14 protein-coding genes are annotated in these 20,579 nt (G+C 54.9%); 7 read left to right on the forward strand and 7 right to left on the reverse strand.

Annotated features, from left to right (window positions below; translation table 11 throughout):
• Positions 1-115: 115 nt before the first annotated feature.
• Positions 116-2,713, reverse strand: coding sequence for a bifunctional aconitate hydratase 2/2-methylisocitrate dehydratase (gene acnB / locus DAI21_RS00600; RefSeq protein ID WP_100777596.1), 2,598 nt, complete (start codon positions 2,711-2,713; stop codon positions 116-118).
• An 894-nt stretch (positions 2,714-3,607) separates the two neighbouring features.
• Between acnB and DAI21_RS00610 the strand changes: the two genes are divergently transcribed.
• Together DAI21_RS00610 and DAI21_RS00615 are read left to right on the forward strand one after the other, a co-directional pair.
• Positions 3,608-5,173, forward strand: coding sequence for a DUF3300 domain-containing protein (locus DAI21_RS00610; RefSeq protein ID WP_107702242.1), 1,566 nt, complete (start codon positions 3,608-3,610; stop codon positions 5,171-5,173).
• A 10-nt stretch (positions 5,174-5,183) separates the two neighbouring features.
• Positions 5,184-5,978 (forward strand): DUF2950 family protein, encoded by a 795-nt coding sequence (locus DAI21_RS00615; RefSeq protein WP_107702243.1) that lies wholly within the window; start codon positions 5,184-5,186, stop codon positions 5,976-5,978.
• 45 nt (positions 5,979-6,023) lie between these two features.
• On the opposite strand, the gene lpdA is transcribed toward DAI21_RS00615, so the two are convergent.
• From lpdA to pdhR, 4 genes are all read right to left on the reverse strand, one after another.
• Positions 6,024-7,448, reverse strand: a complete 1,425-nt coding sequence (gene lpdA, locus DAI21_RS00620) for a dihydrolipoyl dehydrogenase (RefSeq protein WP_100777599.1) — start codon at positions 7,446-7,448, stop codon at positions 6,024-6,026.
• 199 nt (positions 7,449-7,647) lie between these two features.
• The gene (gene aceF / locus DAI21_RS00625; RefSeq protein ID WP_107702244.1) at positions 7,648-9,537 is read right to left on the reverse strand and encodes a pyruvate dehydrogenase complex dihydrolipoyllysine-residue acetyltransferase; all 1,890 of its coding nucleotides are present in this window, start codon (positions 9,535-9,537) and stop codon (positions 7,648-7,650) included.
• Between the two features lie 14 nt (positions 9,538-9,551).
• Complete coding sequence (gene aceE / locus DAI21_RS00630) at positions 9,552-12,215, reverse strand: pyruvate dehydrogenase (acetyl-transferring), homodimeric type (protein WP_107702245.1); 2,664 nt, start codon at positions 12,213-12,215, stop codon at positions 9,552-9,554.
• Between the two features lie 124 nt (positions 12,216-12,339).
• Positions 12,340-13,104, reverse strand: coding sequence for a pyruvate dehydrogenase complex transcriptional repressor PdhR (pdhR, locus tag DAI21_RS00635; RefSeq protein WP_100777602.1), 765 nt, complete (start codon positions 13,102-13,104; stop codon positions 12,340-12,342).
• A 537-nt stretch (positions 13,105-13,641) separates the two neighbouring features.
• Between pdhR and aroP the strand changes: the two genes are divergently transcribed.
• The 3 genes from aroP (at position 13,642) to DAI21_RS00650 (ending at position 17,531) form a co-directional block, all read left to right on the forward strand.
• Positions 13,642-15,012 carry an aromatic amino acid transporter AroP gene (gene aroP, locus DAI21_RS00640; RefSeq protein ID WP_100777603.1) on the forward strand — a complete coding sequence of 457 codons (1,371 nt, stop codon included), beginning with the start codon at positions 13,642-13,644 and terminating at the stop codon, positions 15,010-15,012.
• 160 nt (positions 15,013-15,172) lie between these two features.
• The gene (locus DAI21_RS00645; protein ID WP_100777604.1) at positions 15,173-16,570 is read left to right on the forward strand and encodes a glycoside-pentoside-hexuronide (GPH):cation symporter; all 1,398 of its coding nucleotides are present in this window, start codon (positions 15,173-15,175) and stop codon (positions 16,568-16,570) included.
• A gap of 10 nt (positions 16,571-16,580) precedes the next feature.
• Positions 16,581-17,531 (forward strand): family 43 glycosylhydrolase, encoded by a 951-nt coding sequence (locus DAI21_RS00650; RefSeq protein WP_107702246.1) that lies wholly within the window; start codon positions 16,581-16,583, stop codon positions 17,529-17,531.
• An 18-nt stretch (positions 17,532-17,549) separates the two neighbouring features.
• Here the strand turns inward: DAI21_RS00650 and ampE are convergent, their stop codons facing one another.
• Positions 17,550-18,404: a beta-lactamase regulator AmpE gene (gene ampE, locus DAI21_RS00655; RefSeq protein ID WP_100777606.1), complete on the reverse strand. Its 855-nt coding sequence runs from the start codon at positions 18,402-18,404 to the stop codon at positions 17,550-17,552.
• On the reverse strand, positions 18,401-18,964 hold the full coding sequence (gene ampD, locus DAI21_RS00660) for a 1,6-anhydro-N-acetylmuramyl-L-alanine amidase AmpD (RefSeq protein ID WP_107702247.1): 564 nt from the start codon (positions 18,962-18,964) through the stop codon (positions 18,401-18,403). Before ampD ends, ampE begins: the two co-directional genes overlap by 4 nt.
• Positions 18,965-19,051: 87 nt before the next feature.
• Here ampD and nadC point away from each other — a divergent pair, with 87 nt between their 5' ends.
• Both nadC and ppdD read left to right on the forward strand, forming a co-directional pair.
• Positions 19,052-19,945 carry a carboxylating nicotinate-nucleotide diphosphorylase gene (nadC, locus tag DAI21_RS00665; protein ID WP_107702248.1) on the forward strand — a complete coding sequence of 298 codons (894 nt, stop codon included), beginning with the start codon at positions 19,052-19,054 and terminating at the stop codon, positions 19,943-19,945.
• Between the two features lie 193 nt (positions 19,946-20,138).
• A complete protein-coding gene (gene ppdD, locus DAI21_RS00670; RefSeq protein ID WP_107702249.1) occupies positions 20,139-20,576 on the forward strand; it encodes a prepilin peptidase-dependent pilin in 438 nt (145 codons plus the stop codon).
• Positions 20,577-20,579: the final 3 nt, after the last annotated feature.

Raw genomic sequence — 20,579 nt, forward strand, 5'->3', positions numbered from 1 at the left:
AGAGGAGATAAAAAGCGGGACGGGTGTCAGGAGTGGAAAATAAAAAACCCCGCGGGCAAAACGCGGGGTTTTATTGTCTTGCAGGCCGGGCAGCGCGGTGCCGCCCGGTTACATCTTACACGGCAGTCTGGAAGATCACGCCGTCGGCTTTCTCGGTGTACTGAGAGAGCTTATCGAAGTTCAGATAGCGATAGGTATCCACCGCCGTCTTATCAACCTGAGCAACGAAGGTCTGGTACTCTTCCGGCGTCGGCAGTTTGCCGATCAGCGCCGCAACAGCGGCCAGCTCCGCAGAGGCCAGATAGACGTTCGCACCGGTCCCTAAACGGTTCGGGAAGTTACGGGTCGAGGTAGAGACTACCGTTGCACCGTCAGCCACACGCGCCTGGTTACCCATACACAGGGAACAGCCAGGGATTTCGATACGCGCACCGCTCTTACCAAAGACGCTGTAGTAGCCCTCTTCCGTCAGCTGTGCCGCATCCATACGCGTTGGCGGAGCGACCCACAGACGCGTTGGCAGCTGGCCTTTGTGGGTATCCAGCAGCTTACCGGCAGCGCGGAAGTGGCCGATGTTGGTCATGCAAGAGCCGATGAACACTTCGTCGATCTTATCGCCCTGCACGTCAGACAGCAGACGCGCATCGTCAGGATCGTTTGGTGCACACAGGATTGGCTCTTTGATATCCGCCAGATCGATGTCGATAACCGCCGCGTATTCTGCGTCAGCATCGGCTTCGAGCAGTTGCGGATCGGCCAGCCATTTTTCCATACCCTGAACGCGACGCTCGAGGGTGCGACGATCGCCGTAACCTTCTGCGATCATCCACTTCAGCAGCACGATGTTAGAGCTGAGATACTCAACGATCGGCTCTTTGTTCAGCTTGATGGTACAGCCTGCCGCAGAACGCTCGGCAGAAGCATCCGTCAGCTCAAACGCCTGCTCAACTTTCAGATCCGGCAGACCTTCGATCTCCAGAATGCGGCCTGAGAAGATGTTTTTCTTCCCTTTCTTCTCAACGGTCAGCAGACCCTGTTTGATCGCGTACAGCGGGATCGCATGCACCAGATCGCGCAGGGTGATACCCGGCTGCATTTTACCTTTGAAGCGCACCAGAACGGATTCCGGCATGTCCAGCGGCATCACGCCTGTTGCGGCAGCAAACGCCACCAGGCCAGAGCCTGCCGGGAAGGAGATGCCGATCGGGAAGCGGGTGTGGGAGTCACCACCGGTACCCACGGTATCCGGCAGCAGCATGCGGTTCAGCCAGGAGTGGATAACGCCATCGCCTGGGCGCAGCGATACGCCGCCACGGTTCATGATGAAGTCTGGCAGCGTGTGGTGTGTGGTCACGTCTACCGGCTTCGGATAGGCAGCCGTGTGGCAGAAGGACTGCATTACCAGGTCGGACGAGAAGCCCAGGCACGCCAGGTCTTTCAGCTCATCACGGGTCATAGGACCGGTGGTGTCCTGAGAACCGACGGAGGTCATTTTAGGTTCGCAGTACGCGCCCGGACGAACACCCGTCACGCCGCACGCGCGGCCAACCATTTTCTGAGCCAGGGAGTAGCCGCGAGTGCTCTCCGCCACGTCTTTCGCCTGACGGAACACATCGCTGTGCGGCAGGCCCAGCGCTTCACGCGCTTTGGTGGTCAGGCCACGACCGATGATCAGCGGAATACGGCCACCGGCGCGGACTTCGTCGATCAGCACATCGGTTTTCAGCTCGAAGCTGGCCAGCAGTTCGCCGGTTTCATGGTTGCGGACTTCGCCTTTGAACGGATAAACGTCAATCACGTCACCCATATTCAGATCGCTCACATCCACTTCGATCGGCAGTGCGCCCGCATCTTCCATCGTGTTAAAGAAGATAGGTGCAATTTTGCCGCCGAGACACAGACCGCCGCCGCGCTTGTTCGGGACATGAGGGATGTCATCGCCCATGAACCACAGCACAGAGTTTGTTGCGGATTTACGCGAAGAACCGGTACCGACCACGTCACCGACATACGCCAGCGGGAAGCCTTTCTTATTTAATTCTTCGATCTGTTTGATCGGACCGACAACGCCCGGCTGATCGGGGTTAATGCCTTCGCGGGCGTTTTTCAGCATCGCCAGGGCGTGCAGTGGGATATCAGGGCGGGACCAGGCATCCGGGGCCGGAGACAGGTCATCGGTGTTGGTTTCGCCGGTCACTTTGAAGACCGTTACGGTAATTTTTTCAGCAAGCTGAGGACGGTTCAGGAACCATTCGGCATCAGCCCAGGATTGCATCACCTGTTTCGCATAGACGTTGCCTGCTTTCGCCTTCTCTTCCACATCGTAGAAGTTATCAAACATCAGCAGCGTCTGTGCCAGCGCTTTTGCGGCAATCGGTGCCAGCGCGTCGCTGTCCAGTGCATCAATTAACGGATGGATGTTGTAGCCGCCCTGCATGGTGCCGAGCAGTTCAATCGCTTTTTCAGGAGTAACCAGTGGGGAGGTTGCTTCGCCTTTGGCAACGGCAGCAAGGAATCCGGCTTTCACATACGCGGCTTCATCGACGCCTGGCGGAACACGGTTGATCAACAGATCTAACAGGAATTCTTCTTCGCCCGCAGGCGGATTCTTCAGCAGCTCGACGAGGCCGGCCATCTGGGTTGCATCTAAGGGTTTCGGTACAATTCCCTCGGCGGCACGTTCTGCTACGTGCTTACGGTATTCTTCTAGCACGACGGTTCTCCTCGCTCTCATTGTCATATGCGGTCGGCGTTCTCTTCACGCTCCTGTGAGACAGCAGTTTGTAGGGTAAATGCCCGATACCGCGTCGGGCAGCATAGCAGGATTTCTGCACAGTGTTAATCCGTTTACAAAAAAGCAACATTAAATAGTTTGCTGAATCGTTAAGGATGGTATAGCGCGCGGAGAGCGGGATTTTTCGGGCACAAAAAAACCGCCTTTCAGCGGTTTAGTTGATGCCTTGCGGTGGTAGCACACCGGGCTGGCTGGTTTTGCGGCAATCTCAACGCATGAAATTCTGCTCTTTCATTCGGCGCTGTGCAAGCCTTGTTTTTCTTTTTGCGTAGCGTCTTCAGCTTTCAGTTGAAAAGGACACGTAATCCCATTTGACGGCTACTTTCCCAATAATGAATGCGCTAATGTTCACGTCGGCCTGCTTCGCTGGTGTAGCAACCAGTCACCGGGCCCGGAAGCAGTTCCGTAACCTACGCGGCAATCTCAACTTGCCAGGTTCTGTCTTTTCCGGTGAAGAAGGAGCCCGCGTAGCCCTGCAAAGGAACGCACACAATGGAGATGCGACATATCTATGCGCTGATCGTTGTGACCGGTTTACTGCTGGCAGCACTTCATGGTGGCTGGAATATTTCCGACATCACCGTGCTGTTCGTCGTTTATCTCGGCAACTAGCTGCTGGCCGCTCGCAAGAGCGGCCTTTTGAATATCTCACGCCTTTTTCCCCATCGGATATAATTTGTGTAATAAATGCTCACACTCTTTATCCGGATACAGCGGGCCGTTTCCCAACATTAATCAAAACCACAAAATACGGGTGAATATACTCGCGGCAACAAGAACGCTCATCGACACTGCTTACGCTGGAGTCACACTATGAAGTTGCCCTTTAAGCCACATCTGCTTGTCCTGCTGTGCAGTGCCGGGCTGTTAGCCGCATCCGGCGTCATGTATGTGAAAAGTCGAGCGCCCGAGACGGTTTCAACGCCTCCGCCCGCTGTGGCGCCCACCACACCTCAGTCTGTTTCCCCGACACCCGCCCCGGTGGTCACCCCGACCTATACCGCCGCGCAAATCGATCAGTGGACCGCGCCCATCGCGCTCTACCCTGACGCACTGCTCTCACAGATCCTGATGGCCTCAACCTACCCGGCGAACGTGATTCAGGCCGCGCAGTGGTCGAAAGATAACCCCAAAATGCAGGGTGATGCCGCCATTCAGGCGGTGAGCAATCAGCCGTGGGACCCCAGCGTTAAATCCCTGGTGGCCTTCCCTCAGTTGATGTCCCTGATGGGGGAAAACCCGCCATGGATTCAAAGCCTCGGCGATGCGTTTTTGGCTCAGCCGAAAGATGTGATGGACTCCGTCCAGCGTCTGCGGCTCCTGGCCCAGCAGACGGGCGCGCTGCAGTCCACGCCACAGCAAACGGTCACCAGCGTGAAGAAAGCGGCCCCGGCTGCCAGCACAGCGTCCGGCACAACGTCAACGACCGCTGCCACGACGAGCAGTCCAACGGTGATTAAAATCGAGTCCGCCGATCCGCAGGTGGTTTACGTCCCGACCTACAATCCCAACACGGTTTACGGCACCTGGCCCAGCGCCAGCTATCCGCCGGTTTACCTGCCCCCTTCCCCTGGCGAGCAGTTTACCGATAGCCTGGTGAAAGGCCTTGGGTTTAGCCTTGGGGTCGCCACGACTTACGCGATTTTCAGCAATATCGACTGGGACGATGACGACGATTATCACCATCATGATCACGATGACTACGATCACCACAACGGCGGCTATAACCGCAATGGTGATAACAACATCAATATCAATGTGGATAATTTCAACAAAATCAGCGGACAGCGCCTGACGGATAACAACCGCACCTGGCAGCATAATCCGGCCTATCGCGAAGGCGTTCCGTATCCAAATAATCAGTTGAACAACCGCTTCCACTCGACGAATAGCGCGACGGGTCTGAGTGCCACTCAGCACCAACCGATCAATCGCGACAGCCAGCGTCAGGCGGCGATGGCGCAAGTTCAGCAATCAACCGGGAAAACCCTTTCACAAACCCAGCGCCCGGCAACCAAAGACGTGCAGCGTCAGGCGGCGAACAATCAGCTGAAACAGATTTCCCAGCGTAATAACTATCGCGGGTACGACACCAGTAAACCGAACACCGCCCAGCGAGCGAACAACAAAACGCAGCGCGAGAATCATCAGAGTCTGTCACAGCGGCAGGATCGACCGGCCTCACAGCCAACCCGCCAGCGAAATACGCAACCGCGAGCCAATGCGTTAAGCGGCAATGATAGCCGCTCAGCCAACTGGCAGGCGCAGCAACAGCGCGGGGCGCAAAGCCGTCAGTTCACCGCGCAACACCAGAATCGCCAGCAGCCACGGCAAATGCCGGCAGGCCGCAGCGAACACCGTGAATTCCGTCACCGCTAAGGGAATCGAAATGAAAACGAAATTACTCAGTGGGATGATGTTGTTCATGGTCTCAACCTTCGCCCTCGCACAGCAGAATTTTGCCACGCCGGACGAGGCGACCAGCGCGCTGGCGAAAGCCATCAGTGGGCAAAACGAAGCCGAGATGAAAAATCTGCTCGGCGATGACTGGCGTGATTTTCTGCCGCCGGAAGGCGTCGATCCGGAGGCGGTCGACCGTTTTCTGCGCGACTGGAAAGTCAGCCACCACACGGTGATCAACGGCGATGTGGCGCACCTTAACGTGGGCGACAGCGACTGGCAATTGCCCATCCCGGCGGTGAAACGCGCCGCTGGCTGGCAGTTTGATATGCAAAAAGCCGCCGAAGAGATCCTGACACGGGAGATCGGTCGCAACGAGCTGGCCGCTATTGAAGCGCTCCACGCCTATGTGGATGCACAGAAGAGTTTCTTCGCACTCAACCATCGCTATGCGGAAAAAGTGATCAGCACTGAAGGGAAAAAAGACGGTTTATACTGGCCAGCCGCGCCGGGTGAAGCGCCCAGCCCGCTAGGGCCAGCATTCAGCCCGCAGGTGCCGGGAACCGGTTATCACGGCTATCACTTCCGCATTCTGCCGGATAAAGAGAGCGGCTTTGCGATGATCGCCTGGCCCGTCAGCTACGGGCAGACTGGCGTGATGAGTTTTGTGGTGAACGGTGATGATCAGGTGTATCAGACAAACCTGGGAAGTGAATCGCAGAAGAAAGCGAAAGCGATAACGGCTTATCATCCTGATAAAGAGTGGCAGCCCGTTGCGCCGTAAATAAAAAAAGCCGCTCAGTTGAGCGGCTTTTTACGGTTCGAGAGATTACTTCTTCTTGGCTTTCGCGTTTGGCAGGTCGGTGATGCTACCTTCAAACACTTCTGCAGCCAGGCCCACGGACTCGTGCAGAGTCGGGTGCGCGTGGATGGTCAGCGCGATGTCTTCAGCGTCACAACCCATTTCGATAGCCAGACCGATCTCACCCAGCAGCTCGCCGCCGTTGGTACCGACAATCGCACCACCGATCACACGGTGAGTCTCTTTGTCGAAGATCAGTTTGGTCACGCCATCAGCGCAATCGGAAGCAATCGCACGGCCAGAAGCTGCCCACGGGAAGGTGGCGGTTTCGTAGCTGATGCCTTTCTCTTTCGCTTCTTTCTCGGTCAGACCGACCCAGGCAACTTCCGGCTCGGTGTACGCGATTGATGGAATGACTTTCGGGTCGAAGTAGTGTTTCATGCCCGCGATAACTTCAGCGGCAACGTGACCTTCGTGAACACCTTTGTGCGCCAGCATTGGCTGACCGACGATATCGCCGATAGCAAAGATGTGCGGCACGTTGGTACGCAGCTGTTTGTCCACACGGATAAAGCCACGGTCGTCCACTTCAACGCCAGCAGCGCCTGCATCGAGGTTTTTACCGTTTGGCACACGGCCAATCGCTACCAGTACGGCGTCGTAACGCTGCGCTTCAGCAGGGGCTTTTTTGCCTTCCATGGAAACGTAAATACCGTCTTCTTTTGCTTCAACGGCAGTGACTTTGGTTTCCAGCATCAGGTTGAATTTCTTGCTGATGCGTTTGGTGAAGACTTTAACGATATCTTTATCGGCAGCCGGGATAACCTGGTCGAACATCTCAACCACGTCAATCTCTGAACCCAGCGCATGGTATACGGTACCCATTTCCAGACCGATGATACCGCCACCCATAACCAGCAGGCGTTTTGGTACGGTTTTCAGTTCCAGTGCGTCGGTGGAATCCCATACGCGAGGATCTTCATGCGGAATGAACGGGAGTTCGATCGGACGGGAGCCCGCCGCGATGATCGCGTTGTCGAAGTTGATCACGGTTTTGCCGTTTTCACCTTCCACTTCCAGGGTGTTGGCCCCGGTGAATTTACCCAGACCGTTGACCACTTTCACTTTACGGCCTTTGGCCATACCCGCCAGACCACCGGTCAGCTGAGTGATCACTTTCTCTTTCCAGGTACGAATCTTGTCGATATCGGTTTTCGGCTCGCCGAAGACGATACCGTGGTCAGCCAGTGCTTTGGCTTCTTCGATAACTTTTGCAACGTGCAGCAGTGCTTTAGAAGGGATACAGCCGACGTTCAGACAAACACCGCCGAGGGTGTTGTAACGTTCTACGATAACGGTTTCCAGACCTAAATCAGCGCAACGGAAGGCAGCAGAGTAACCTGCCGGGCCTGCCCCAAGTACCACGACCTGAGTTTTGATTTCAGTACTCATCATGACCTCTTATTGATTTCCGGCGGTCCAGGTACTTGTCGCCCTTCATCCACCGGGACGTTCTATCCGCCCGTATTTTACAAAATTGTTAACAATTTTGAAACAACAAACGGCTCATGAATTCTTGTCTTTACCAATAACCTCACAATTTTCATGAGATTACAAGACAAAAAGCCGGCCGACTGGCCGGCTTTTGCGATTACATCACCAGGCGGCGAATATCGCTCAGGGTGTTATTGATGATGGTAATGAAGCGCGCACCATCAGCACCGTCGATCACGCGGTGGTCGAAGGAGAGAGAGATTGGCATCATCAGACGCGGCACAAACTCTTTACCATTCCACACCGGTTCCATCGCGGACTTGGACACACCGAGGATCGCCACTTCCGGCGCGTTAACAATCGGCGCGAAGTGGGTAGTACCCAGGCCGCCGATGCTGGAGATAGTGAAGCAACCGCCCTGCATTTCGCCGGCAGTCAGCTTACCATCACGCGCTTTCTTGGAGATCACCGTCAGTTCACGGGACAGCTCAGTGATGCTCTTCTTGTTCACGTCTTTGAAGACCGGAACAACCAGACCATTTGGCGTATCAACCGCAACACCGATGTTGATGTATTTCTTCAGCGTCAGACGCTGTGCATCTTCAGACAGGGAGCTGTTGAAACGTGGCATCTGCTCAAGAGCTGCCGCAACAGCTTTCATGATGAAGACCACTGGGGTGAATTTCACGTCCAGTTTACGTTTCTCGGCTTCGGCGTTCTGCTGTTTACGGAACGCTTCCAGATCGGTGATATCGGTTTTGTCGAAGTGAGTAACGTGCGGGATCATCACCCAGTTACGGCTCAGGTTAGCACCAGAGATTTTCTGGATACGGCCCAGTTCCACTTCTTCGATTTCACCAAACTTGCTGAAGTCCACTTTCGGCCATGGCAGCATGCCCGGAATACCGCCACCGGCAGCAGCAGCTGGTGCCGCTTCAGCGCGTTTCACAGCTTCTTTCACGTAAGTCTGAACGTCTTCGCGCAGGATACGACCTTTACGGCCCGTCCCTTTCACTTTCGCCAGATTCACGCCGAATTCGCGCGCCAGGCGACGAATCAGCGGAGTCGCGTGAACGTACGCGTCGTTCTCAGCAAACTCAGATTTGCCTTCAGCTTTCGCGGCCGGTGCAGCGGCTTTCGCAGCAGGCGCCGGAGCGGCGGCAGCAGGTGCTGGCGCAGCAGCCGGAGCCGCAGCAGTCGCAGCGCCTTCCACTTCGAAGACCATGATCAGAGAGCCGGTAGACACTTTGTCGCCGGTGCTGATTTTGATTTCTTTAACGGTACCTGCGAACGGAGCCGGGACTTCCATAGAGGCTTTGTCGCCTTCTACGGTGATCAGTGACTGCTCAGCGGCAACTTTGTCGCCCACTTTCACCATCACTTCAGTCACTTCAACTTCGTCACCGCCGATATCCGGAACGTTAACGTCTTTCGCGCCAGACGCTGCAGGTGCAGCAGCCGCTGCCGGAGCAGCCGCCTGTGCTGGAGCCGCAGCCGGTGCAGCACCTGCCACTTCGAAGACCATAATCAGGGAGCCGGTAGACACTTTGTCGCCGGTGTTGATTTTGATCTCTTTCACCACGCCCGCGAACGGAGCCGGGACTTCCATAGAGGCTTTGTCGCCTTCTACGGTGATCAGGGATTGTTCAGCAGCAACGGTGTCGCCCACTTTCACCATGATCTCAGTCACTTCAACTTCGTCACCGCCGATGTCAGGCACGTTAACGTCTTTTGCAGCCGCAGCCGCTGGTGCAGCTGCCGGAGCCGCTGCTTCTTTCTTCTCTTCCTGCGCAGGTGCAGCAGCTGCTGCACCGTCGGCGGAATCGAAAATCATGATCAGTTTGCCAGTCTCGGTTTTATCGCCAACAGAGACTTTGATCTCTTTAACGATGCCAGCCTGAGGAGACGGGACTTCCATAGAGGCTTTATCGCCTTCTACGGTGATCAGCGACTGTTCAGCTTCAACTTTGTCGCCTACTTTGACCAGGATCTCGGTGATTTCAACTTCATCAGCCCCGATGTCCGGTACATTGATTTCGATAGCCATTATTCTTTTACCTCTTACGCCAGACGCGGGTTAACTTTATCTGCATCGATGTTGAATTTGGTGATTGCATCTGCAACCACTTTCTTATCGATTTCGCCACGTTTAGCCAGTTCGCCCAGCGCTGCAACGACCACGTAAGAAGAGTCAACTTCGAAGTGGTGACGCAGGTTTTCGCGGCTGTCAGAGCGACCGAAGCCGTCGGTACCCAGTACGCGGTAATCATCAGCCGGTACATAAGTACGAACCTGCTCGGCGAACAGTTTCATATAGTCAGTAGATGCGACTGCCGGAGCGTCGTTCATCACCTGAGCGATGTACGGTACGCGTGGCGTTTCCATTGGGTGCAGCATGTTCCAGCGCTCACAATCCTGGCCATCACGTGCCAGTTCAGTGAAGGACGTTACGCTGTACACGTCAGAGCCAACGCCGTAGTCGTTCGCCAGGATCTGCGCTGCTTCACGTACGTGACGCAGGATAGAACCGGAGCCCAGCAGCTGAACTTTACCTTTGCTACCCGCGATGGTTTCGAGTTTGTAGATACCTTTACGGATACCTTCCTCGGCACCTGCTGGCATAGCCGGCATGTGGTAGTTTTCGTTCAGAGTGGTGATGTAGTAGTAAATGTTCTCTTGCGCTTCACCGTACATACGAACCAGACCGTCATGCATGATGACTGCCACTTCGTACGCGTAAGACGGGTCATAAGAGATACAGTTCGGGATAGTCAGAGACTGAATGTGGCTGTGACCATCTTCGTGCTGCAGACCTTCACCGTTCAGAGTCGTACGACCGGAAGTACCACCGACCAGGAAGCCGCGAGCCTGTTGGTCGCCAGCCTGCCAGCACAGGTCACCGATACGCTGGAAACCGAACATGGAGTAGTAGATGTAGAACGGAATCATCGGCAGGTTGTTGGTGCTGTAAGAGGTCGCAGCAGCCAGCCAGGATGCGCCTGCGCCCAGCTCGTTGATCCCTTCCTGCAGAATCTGGCCTTTCTCGTCTTCTTTGTAGTATGCAACCTGCTCACGGTCCTGCGGGGTGTACTGCTGGCCGTTCGGGCTGTAAATACCGATCTGACGGAACAGACCTTCCATACCGAAGGTACGCGCTTCATCGGCGATGATTGGAACCAGGCGATCTTTGATCGACTTGTTCTTCAGCATCACGTTCAGGGCACGAACGAACGCGATAGTGGTAGAGATCTCTTTGTTCTGCTCTTCCAGCAGCTGGGAGAAGTCTTCCAGAACCGGCAGTTCCAGTTTCTCAGTGAAGTTCACCTGACGGGACGGCAGGTAGCCGTTCAGTTTCTGACGCTGTGCGTGCAGGTAGGTGTGTTCTTCAGAACCTTCCGGGAAGGTGATGTAAGAGAGGTTTTCAACCTGCTCGTCGGTGACAGGAACGTTGAAGCGGTCGCGGATATAACGCACGCCGTCCATGTTCATTTTCTTCACCTGGTGCGCAATGTTTTTACCTTCGGCGGTGTCACCCATGCCATAACCTTTGATGGTATGAGCCAGGATAACTGTTGCTTTGCCTTTGGTTTCTTGCGCGTTTTTCAGTGCTGCGTAGACTTTCTTCGGATCGTGGCCGCCACGGTTCAGAGCCCAGATCTGATCGTCAGACCAGTCTGCAACCAGCGCTGCGGTTTCAGGGTATTTACCGAAGAAGTGCTCACGAACGTAGGCACCGTTTTTGGATTTGAAGGTCTGATAGTCGCCGTCAACGGTTTCGTTCATCAGCTGAATCAGTTTACCGCTGGTGTCTTTACGCAGCAGCTCATCCCAACGACCGCCCCACATCACTTTAACGACGTTCCAGCCAGCACCGCTGAAGATGCCTTCCAGTTCGTTGATGATCTTGCCGTTGCCGGTTACCGGACCATCCAGACGCTGCAGGTTACAGTTGATGATGAAGCACAGGTTGTCCAGTTTCTCACGGGTAGCGATGGTGATCGCACCTTTAGATTCTGGCTCATCCATCTCGCCGTCGCCCAGGAAGGCGTAAACGGTCTGCTGAGAGGTATCTTTCAGGCCACGGTGTTCCAGATATTTCAGGAATTTAGCCTGGTAAATCGCACCGATTGGACCCAGACCCATAGAAACGGTCGGGAACTGCCAGAACTCAGGCATCAGTTTAGGATGCGGGTAAGAAGACAGACCTTTACCGTGAACTTCCTGACGGAAGTTGTTCATCTGCTCTTCAGTCAGACGACCTTCCAGGAACGCACGTGCGTAAACGCCCGGAGAGATGTGGCCCTGGAAGTAAACCAGGTCGCCGCCGTCTTTCTCGGTGCGTGCGCGGAAGAAGTGGTTAAAGCACACTTCATAAACGGTCGCAGAAGACTGGAAGGAAGCCATGTGGCCGCCCAGCTCCAGGTCTTTCTTGGATGCGCGCAGAACGGTCATGATCGCGTTCCAGCGAATTGCAGAACGGATACGACGTTCCAGATCCAGATTGCCCGGGTATTCCGGTTCGTCTTCGACGGCAATCGTGTTTACGTAGTTGCTAGCCCCTGCACCTGAAGCTACTTTCACGCCACCTTTACGGGCTTCTGAAAGCAGCTGATCAATCAGATACTGAGCGCGCTCAACACCTTCTTCACGGATGACCGATTCGATCGCCTGTAGCCAGTCGCGAGTTTCGATCGGATCCACGTCATTTTGGAGACGTTCTGACATGGGGGTATTCCTTATCTATCTAATACGTTGATTTGTCTGGAACCTGTCCCATTGTGCTCTCAGCAAAGAACACAATAAGACAGGTTCTGCGTTTAGTTGCCGCGCTCTAAAAAAACTCTGGCGCTTAATCCTTTCGTTGCTGTATGCGGCGGAGTGAACGTTCTCTACGACTCTGTTCACGGCTGCGGTCCAGCAAGATTTCCTCAATGAAAGCCAGGTGACGGTGCGACGCTTCACGCGCCTGCTCCGGTTCCCCGGCCATTATCGCCTCGAATACACGGGTGCGATGATTGCTGACCAGCGGGAGCATCTCCCGGCGGGCGTACAACAATTCAAAATTTTGTCGAACATTCTGGGCCAGCATCGGCTCCATACAGCGAAGCAGGTGGAGAAGCACGACATTGTGCGCTGCTTCGGTGACGGCAATTTGATACTGGACGACGGCATTGGACTCGGCGTCGAGATCGCCTGACTGCTGTGCCCGTTCAATGGCCTGATGCAGCTCGCGAATACGCACGCGATCTTCATCATTGCTGCGCAGGGCCGCGTAATAAGCAGCGATACCTTCAAGCGCGTGACGGGTTTCAAGCAGGTCAAACTGGGATTCTGGGTGGTCAGACAAAAGCTCGACCAGCGGATCGCTGAAGCTCTGCCACAGGCTATTTTGCACAAACGTTCCACCGCCCTGACGACGAAGCAGCAAGCCCTTCGCTTCGAGACGTTGAATCGCCTCACGCAGAGAGGGACGGGAAACGTCGAACTGTTTTGCCAGCTCGCGTTCAGGCGGGAGTTTTTCACCGGGGCGCAGAGTCCCTTCGAGGATTAAAAACTCCAGCTGCTGCTCTATCACATCCGATAGTTTTGGTTGGCGAATTTTGCTGTAGGCCATATTCCCTGTCTTACGCCTTTTTGCCCGGAGTAAATTGGTCTTACCAATTTCATGTTCGTATCGCTAAAGTAACAAAGTATTCACCTTCTGTCCATATTGGTTTTGATTGAAATCAGTAAACCCTGCACATTTTAACAACCTTACAGAAATAACGTTTCAGAAATGTAACTTTGCACAAATGAACTGGTTACCACTAAAAAGGTAGTTTTAACCTTATTGAAACGAGGGGATTTGCAATCTGAAGCGATTCAACAAGGTAAATAATGAAAATTCGCCCACTTATGGAGCATTTTTATTCTATAGATGGGGTGAGGGGGCGACGCGCACGCATTTACAAATGCTTTCTTTTTATTCAAGCGATCGTCATCCCTTCATAAAGCAGGTGCATTCGCTAGCGCTTAACACTATTCTTGCGTCAACGGAAGCCATCTCCGCTTTTTTCGGTCAACTTCACCGTAAAGAAATAAATACAGAAAATGGACTTTCATAATTACACACGCCCGAGCGTGAACATAACAACCACACACGAGGTTTCAAATGGAAGCTCAACAGCATGGCGATCAGCTAAAGCGCGGCCTTAAAAACCGCCATATACAGCTCATCGCGTTGGGTGGCGCTATCGGTACCGGCCTGTTTCTGGGCAGCGCATCCGTCATTCAGTCGGCAGGTCCGGGGATTATTCTGGGCTATGCCATCGCGGGCTTTATCGCCTTCCTTATTATGCGCCAGCTTGGTGAAATGGTGGTTGAAGAGCCGGTAGCCGGCTCCTTCAGCCACTTTGCCTATAAGTACTGGGGCGGCTTTGCTGGTTTCGCGTCGGGCTGGAACTACTGGGTCCTGTACGTTCTGGTTGCCATGGCTGAGCTGACTGCCGTCGGGAAATACATCCAGTTCTGGTATCCGGAGATCCCAACCTGGGCATCAGCAGCGGCTTTCTTCGTGATCATCAACGCCATCAACCTGACTAACGTCAAAGTGTTTGGTGAGATGGAGTTCTGGTTCGCGATTATCAAAGTGATCGCGGTTGTGGCGATGATCATTTTCGGCGGCTGGCTGCTGTTCAGCGGCAACGGTGGCCCGCAGGCGACCGTACGCAACCTGTGGGAGCAAGGCGGGTTCTTGCCTCATGGCATGACCGGGCTGGTGATGATGATGGCTATCATTATGTTCTCGTTCGGTGGGCTTGAGCTGGTGGGGATTACCGCCGCCGAAGCTGATAACCCTGAGCAGAGCATCCCGAAAGCCACCAACCAGGTTATCTACCGTATTCTGATCTTCTATGTGGGTTCACTGGCGGTTCTGCTCTCTCTGCTGCCGTGGACGCGCGTCACCGCTGACACCAGCCCGTTTGTCCTGATCTTCCATGAACTGGGCGATACCTTCGTGGCAAACGCGCTGAACATCGTGGTGCTGACCGCGGCGCTGTCCGTCTATAACAGCTGCGTCTACTGCAACAGCCGTATGCTGTTCGGTCTGGCACAGCAGGGTAACGCTCCGAAAGCCCTGCTGAACGTCGACAAACGCGGCGTGCCGGTGAACTCCATTATGGTGTCCGCAGTGGTGACCGCCCTGTGCGTGCTGATTAACTATCTGGCACCGGAATCTGCATTCGGTCTGCTGATGGCGCTGGTCGTGTCCGCACTCGTAATCAACTGGGCGATGATTAGCCTGGCGCACATCAAGTTCCGCCGCGCGAAACAGCAGCAAGGCGTGAAAACGCGCTTCCCTGCCCTGTTCTATCCGCTGGGCAACTGGGTATGCCTGATCTTTATGGCGGCGGTGCTGGTGATCATGCTGATGACCCCTGGCATGGCGATCTCCGTGTATCTCATTCCTGTGTGGATTGTGATCCTCGGCGTGGGCTATCTGTTTAAACAGAAAAATGCCAAAACCGTAAAAGCGCATTAATCTCTTCTCGCTCTGTGCCGAATGCGGCACAGAGCGTGTTACCTGCCTCACAAATTCTCACCAACAGCCAAATCATCCATATCACCGCCCTGATACTGCAACGCAAATATTCATTTGCCAGCGAATAATTCTCTCCATACCGAAACCCGGAGAGCTGTCGATGGATAACAATAAACTGTCTGTAAAAGAAAAGATCGGCTATGGCATGGGCGACGCGGGATGCAACATCATCTTCGGCGCCATAATGTTGTTTGTTAACTACTTTTATACGGATATCTTTGGGCTCGCCCCCGCTCTGGTAGGGGTGCTATTGCTGTCAGTGAGGGTGATTGACGCCATCACCGACCCCATCATGGGAGCCATTGCCGACCGTACCCGCAGTAAATATGGGCGATTTCGTCCATGGCTGCTGTGGATCGCCTTCCCGTATGCCCTGTTCAGTATTCTGATGTTCACCACACCAGAGTGGACGTACAACAGCAAAGTTATCTATGCGTTCGTCACCTATTTCCTGCTGTCACTCACCTACACCGCGATCAATATCCCTTACTGCTCGTTGGGCGGGGTAATCACTAACGACCCGAAAGAGCGCGTGGCCTGCCAGTCGTATCGCTTTGTCATGGTAGGGATTGCGACGCTGCTGCTCTCCTTAACCCTGCTGCCGATGGTGGAGTATTTTGGCGGTGACAACAAAGCCAAAGGCTATCAAATGGCGATGACCGTGCTGGCGCTGATTGGCACCTGCATGTTCCTGTTTAGTTTCTCAACCGTACGGGAACGTATTCGCCCGGCGGTCCAGACGAATGACGAGCTTAAAAACGATCTCAAGGATGTGTGGAAGAACGATCAGTGGGTGCGCATTCTGCTGCTGACTATCTGTAACGTCTGCCCTGGCTTTATTCGCATGGCGGCGACCATGTACTACGTCACCTGGGTGATGGGGCAAAGCACTCATTTCGCCACGCTGTTTATCAGTCTCGGCGTGGTGGGCATGATGCTCGGTAGCATTCTCGCCAAACCTCTGACCGACCGCTGGTGTAAGCTGAAAGTCTTCTTCTGGACTAACATCGCCCTGGCCATTTTCTCCAGCGCTTTCTACTTCTTCGATCCAAAAGCCACGACCACCATTGTGGTGCTCTACTTCCTGCTCAATGTGTTGCATCAGATCCCTTCCCCGCTGCACTGGTCGCTGATGGCCGACGTGGACGACTACGGCGAGTGGAAAACCGGTAAACGCATCACCGGGATCAGCTTCTCCGGCAACATTTTCTTCCTCAAGCTGGGGCTGGCGATTGCTGGTGCGATGGTCGGATTCCTGCTCTCCTGGTACGGTTACGATGCGGGTGCCAAAGCGCAAAGCGCCGATGCCATCAACGGGATCGTCCTGCTGTTCACCCTGATTCCAGGCGTCGGTTATCTGATCACCGCGGGTGTGGTTCGTCTGCTGAAAGTCGATCGTGAACTGATGAAGCAGATTCAGGAAGATCTGGAGAAACGCCGCATAAACTATCGCGAGCTGAATGATTACCAGGAACTCAAAGCCGCTGAAACCAAATAAGGAAAGCCCAATGCGTCACTGGCCCAATCCCTTTATCGAACAACGTGCCGACCCGTTTATTCTGCATCACGAGGGGCAATACTACTTTATCGCCTCCGTGCCAGAATACGACAGGCTGGCGATTCGCCGCGCCGACTCGCTGGAAGCGTTACGCCACGCACCCGAAGTGGTGGTCTGGCGTAAGCCGGAGAGCGGCCCGATGAGTGAGCTTATCTGGGCACCGGAGCTGCATCACATCGACGGCAAATGGTACATCTACTTTGCCGCCGCGCACACGAAAGCGCTCGATCAGCTCAATATGTTCCAGCACCGGATGTACGCGCTGGAATGTGCCGATAGCGATCCCCTGACCGGGAAATGGGTCGAAAAAGGGCAGATAACGACGCCGTTTGATACCTTTGCCCTCGATGCCACGACCTTTGTTCATCAGGGCAAACGCTGGTATCTGTGGGCGCAAAAAGCGCCGGATATCTCAGGGAACTCTAATCTCTATCTCTGCGAGATGGAAAACCCGTGGACGCTGACGGGTGCGCCCGTCCTGCTCAGCAAACCCGAGTATGACTGGGAGTGCCGCGGATTCTGGGTCAACGAAGGCCCGACGGTGCTGGAGCACGGAGACAGGCTGTTTATCAGCTACTCTGCCAGCGCGACGGATGAGAATTACTGCATGGGGCTGCTGTGGATTGATAAAAGCGCTGACCTGCGTAACCCCGCCAACTGGCATAAAGCGCCGCGCCCGGTGTTTACCACAAGCTATGAAAATCGTCAGTACGGGCCTGGGCATAACAGCTTTACGCAAACGCCGGACGGTGAGGACGTGCTGGTGTATCACGCGCGCAACTACACCGAAATCGAGGGCGATCCGCTGTACGATCCGAACCGTCATACCCGTCTGAAGCTTGTCCACTGGAACGAAAACGGGATGCCAGAGTTTGGCATCCCGCCTGCGGATACTGAGTGAGACGTGCGGTGCGCTGGCTTACACCAGCGTACCGTAAATCGTAAGAAGCGCGACCAGCACCACAATCACAAATGAGGTTTTCTTCGCCATCGACACCGCCGCTTTCGGGGTTTCGACTTTGTCCGTGTGCGGCTCACGCGCCAGGGAGAACTGCGCCAGACGCGTCAGCACCTGATACTGAGAAGTGTGTCGATCGGCCAGTGACGCAAACCAGGCCGGAAGCGCCTTCTCACCGTGACCAATAAGCGCATATACCACGCCGACCAGGCGAACCGGCAGCCAGTCCAGCACATGTAAAATCGCATCGATTCCTGACAGCAGACGCTCATGCGGCGTCAAATAGCGGGCAAGCCAAGTTTGCCAGGCGCGCAGGAACGCATATCCCATCAGGAACACCGGTCCCCACGGGCCGCCGACCACAAACCAGAACAGCGGCGCGAGATAATAGCGGAAGTTAATCCACAGCAGCGCATTTTGCAGCTCGCGCAGGTAATCGCGCTCGTTGCAGTCTGGTGGCACACCGTGGATGAGCGTCAATTCGCTTGCCATCGCGCCGCGCGCGTGGCTGTCGTCTCGCGATGCGGCTTTCAGATAGGCGTGATAGTGCAACCGCACCTTTCCGGCACCGATGCACAGCACGCCGAGCAGGATCCACACCACCAGCAGCGGCACGTTGAAAAAGAGGCCGTGCAGCGCACGCAGCAGCAGATACACCACGCACATTACCACTGCGGTCATCAGCAGGGTGCGCAGCATCGAGAAATGTTTAATCCGGCGGAACAGCACTTCCATCCGGTGATCCAAATGCCAATGTTCGCCCAGTTTGAACAACCGTTCAGCGATCATCACCAGCAGCATGGTAAACAACGTCATGTCATCTCCTTATCTGACGAAGCGGTAAGCATGGCGCGAAACCGGGACCAGTCAAACGCCGGGCCAGGATCGGTTTTTCTCACTGGCGCAATATCGCTATGCCCGGTGATGTTATCAGCAATTTTAGGGTACAACGCGGTGAGTTCACGCGTCACCGCAACCAGCGCCTGATACTGCGCATCCGTGTAAGGCGTTGTGTCCGTCCCTTCCAACTCAATGCCAATCGAAAAATCGTTGCAGCGTTCACGCCCCTGGTACACCGACACACCTGCATGCCATGCGCGTTTATCGAAAGGAACATACTGGACGATTTCACCGTCACGGCGAATCAGACAATGAGCAGAAACGCGCAGGTGTGCAATCTCAGCAAAAAAAGGATGGGCATCGGGATCGATTGTTCCGGTGAATAATGCATCGATCCACGGACCACCAAATTCACCCGGCGGCAGGCTAATATTGTGGACTACCAGCAGTGAGGGCGTTTCGTCCTCCGGGCGGCAATCATGGTGTGGCGACGGTACGTGCCGCGCATCAACCAGCCATCCATCTTGTAACTGCATGCTGGCTCTCCTTATATATGGTGCAGATTCTCGGTTCAGAGTAGCATGTTTCAATCTTATGATTCGTTACCAATTTGGAGTTTTATCATGCCGCCTCGCCGTTATAACCCCGACCACCGACGTGACGCGCTTCTGGAACGTATTAACCTCGATATCCCGGCAAGCGTCGCCCATGCGCTGCGCGAAGATCTGGGCGGCGAGGTCAATGCGGACAACGATATTACCGCACAATTATTGCCAAAAGAGACGCGCTCCCACGCGGTGATCATCACCCGCCAAGACGGCGTGTTCTGCGGCAAACGCTGGGTTGAGGAGGTCTTTACCCAGCTCGCCGGCGATGACGTTCAGATAACCTGGCATGTTCAGGATGGCGACAGCATTAGCGCCAATCAGCCCCTTTTTGAACTCGACGGCCCTTCCCGCGTGCTGTTAACGGGTGAGCGTACCGCGCTGAACTTCGTCCAGACATTATCCGGCGTCGCGAGCGCCGTTCGTCGCTACGTCGACCTGCTCGAAGGCACCAAAACCCAACTGCTGGATACCCGTAAAACGCTGCCCGGCCTGCGCACTGCACTGAAATACGCGGTGCTGTGCGGTGGTGGAGCGAACCATCGTCTGGGGTTATCCGATGCCTTCCTGATTAAAGAGAACCACATTATTGCGTCTGGCTCTGTGCGCCAGGCGGTCGAAAAAGCCTTCTGGCTGCACCCGGACGTCCCTGTCGAGGTTGAAGTCGAAAACCTCGAAGAGCTGGATGCCGCGCTGAAAGCCGGAGCCGATATCATCATGCTCGATAACTTCGAGACGGAACAGATGCGTGAAGCGGTCAAACGCACCAACGGCCAGGCGCAGCTTGAAGTGTCGGGCAACGTGACGCATGAAACCCTGCGCGAATTCGCTGAAACCGGCGTGGATTTCATCTCCGTCGGTGCACTCACCAAGCATGTGCAGGCCCTTGACCTCTCGATGCGTTTCAAATAATACGCGACTCTTCCCCCTCTCATGCCAGAGAGGGGGAAGAAAATTCCGTGATTACGACCCTTCTCGCAAAACTCTGATGCTCTCCTGCAACCGCGTCAAATTTCTCTGAATCCCCTTTCACAATTCTCTTTTTGCTCCTCGTGTTTGTTTTTTGCCGCTGCCACAGTGGCGCCACGAAACTCAAGGAGCAGATATGAACAGACAACATGGATTTACCCTCATTGAACTGATGGTGGTGATTGGCATCATCGCTATTCTGAGCGCCATCGGCGTGCCGGCGTACCAAAACTATCTGCGCAAAGCCGCACTGACCGACATGCTGCAAACTTTTGTCCCCTACCGCACGGCGATTGAGCTTTGCGCGCTCGATCATGGCGGTGTCGGGACCTGCGATGGCGGAACTAACGGCATTCCCTCGCCCACGACAACCCGCTATGTCTCTGCCATGAGCATTGCCAAAGGCGCAGTGGCACTCACGGGCCAGGAGAGTCTGAACGGTCTTGAAGTGGTTTTAGCCCCACTCTGGAGCGATGGCGACGGCATTACCGGCTGGACGCGTGATTGCAACATTGCAAACGACAGCACCCTTCAACAAGCGTGCGAAGACGTTTTCCGCTTCGACAGCAAATAACAG

The organism is Lelliottia sp. WB101 (genome assembly GCF_003051885.1).
Classification (GTDB): Bacteria; Pseudomonadota; Gammaproteobacteria; order Enterobacterales; family Enterobacteriaceae; genus Enterobacter; species Enterobacter nimipressuralis.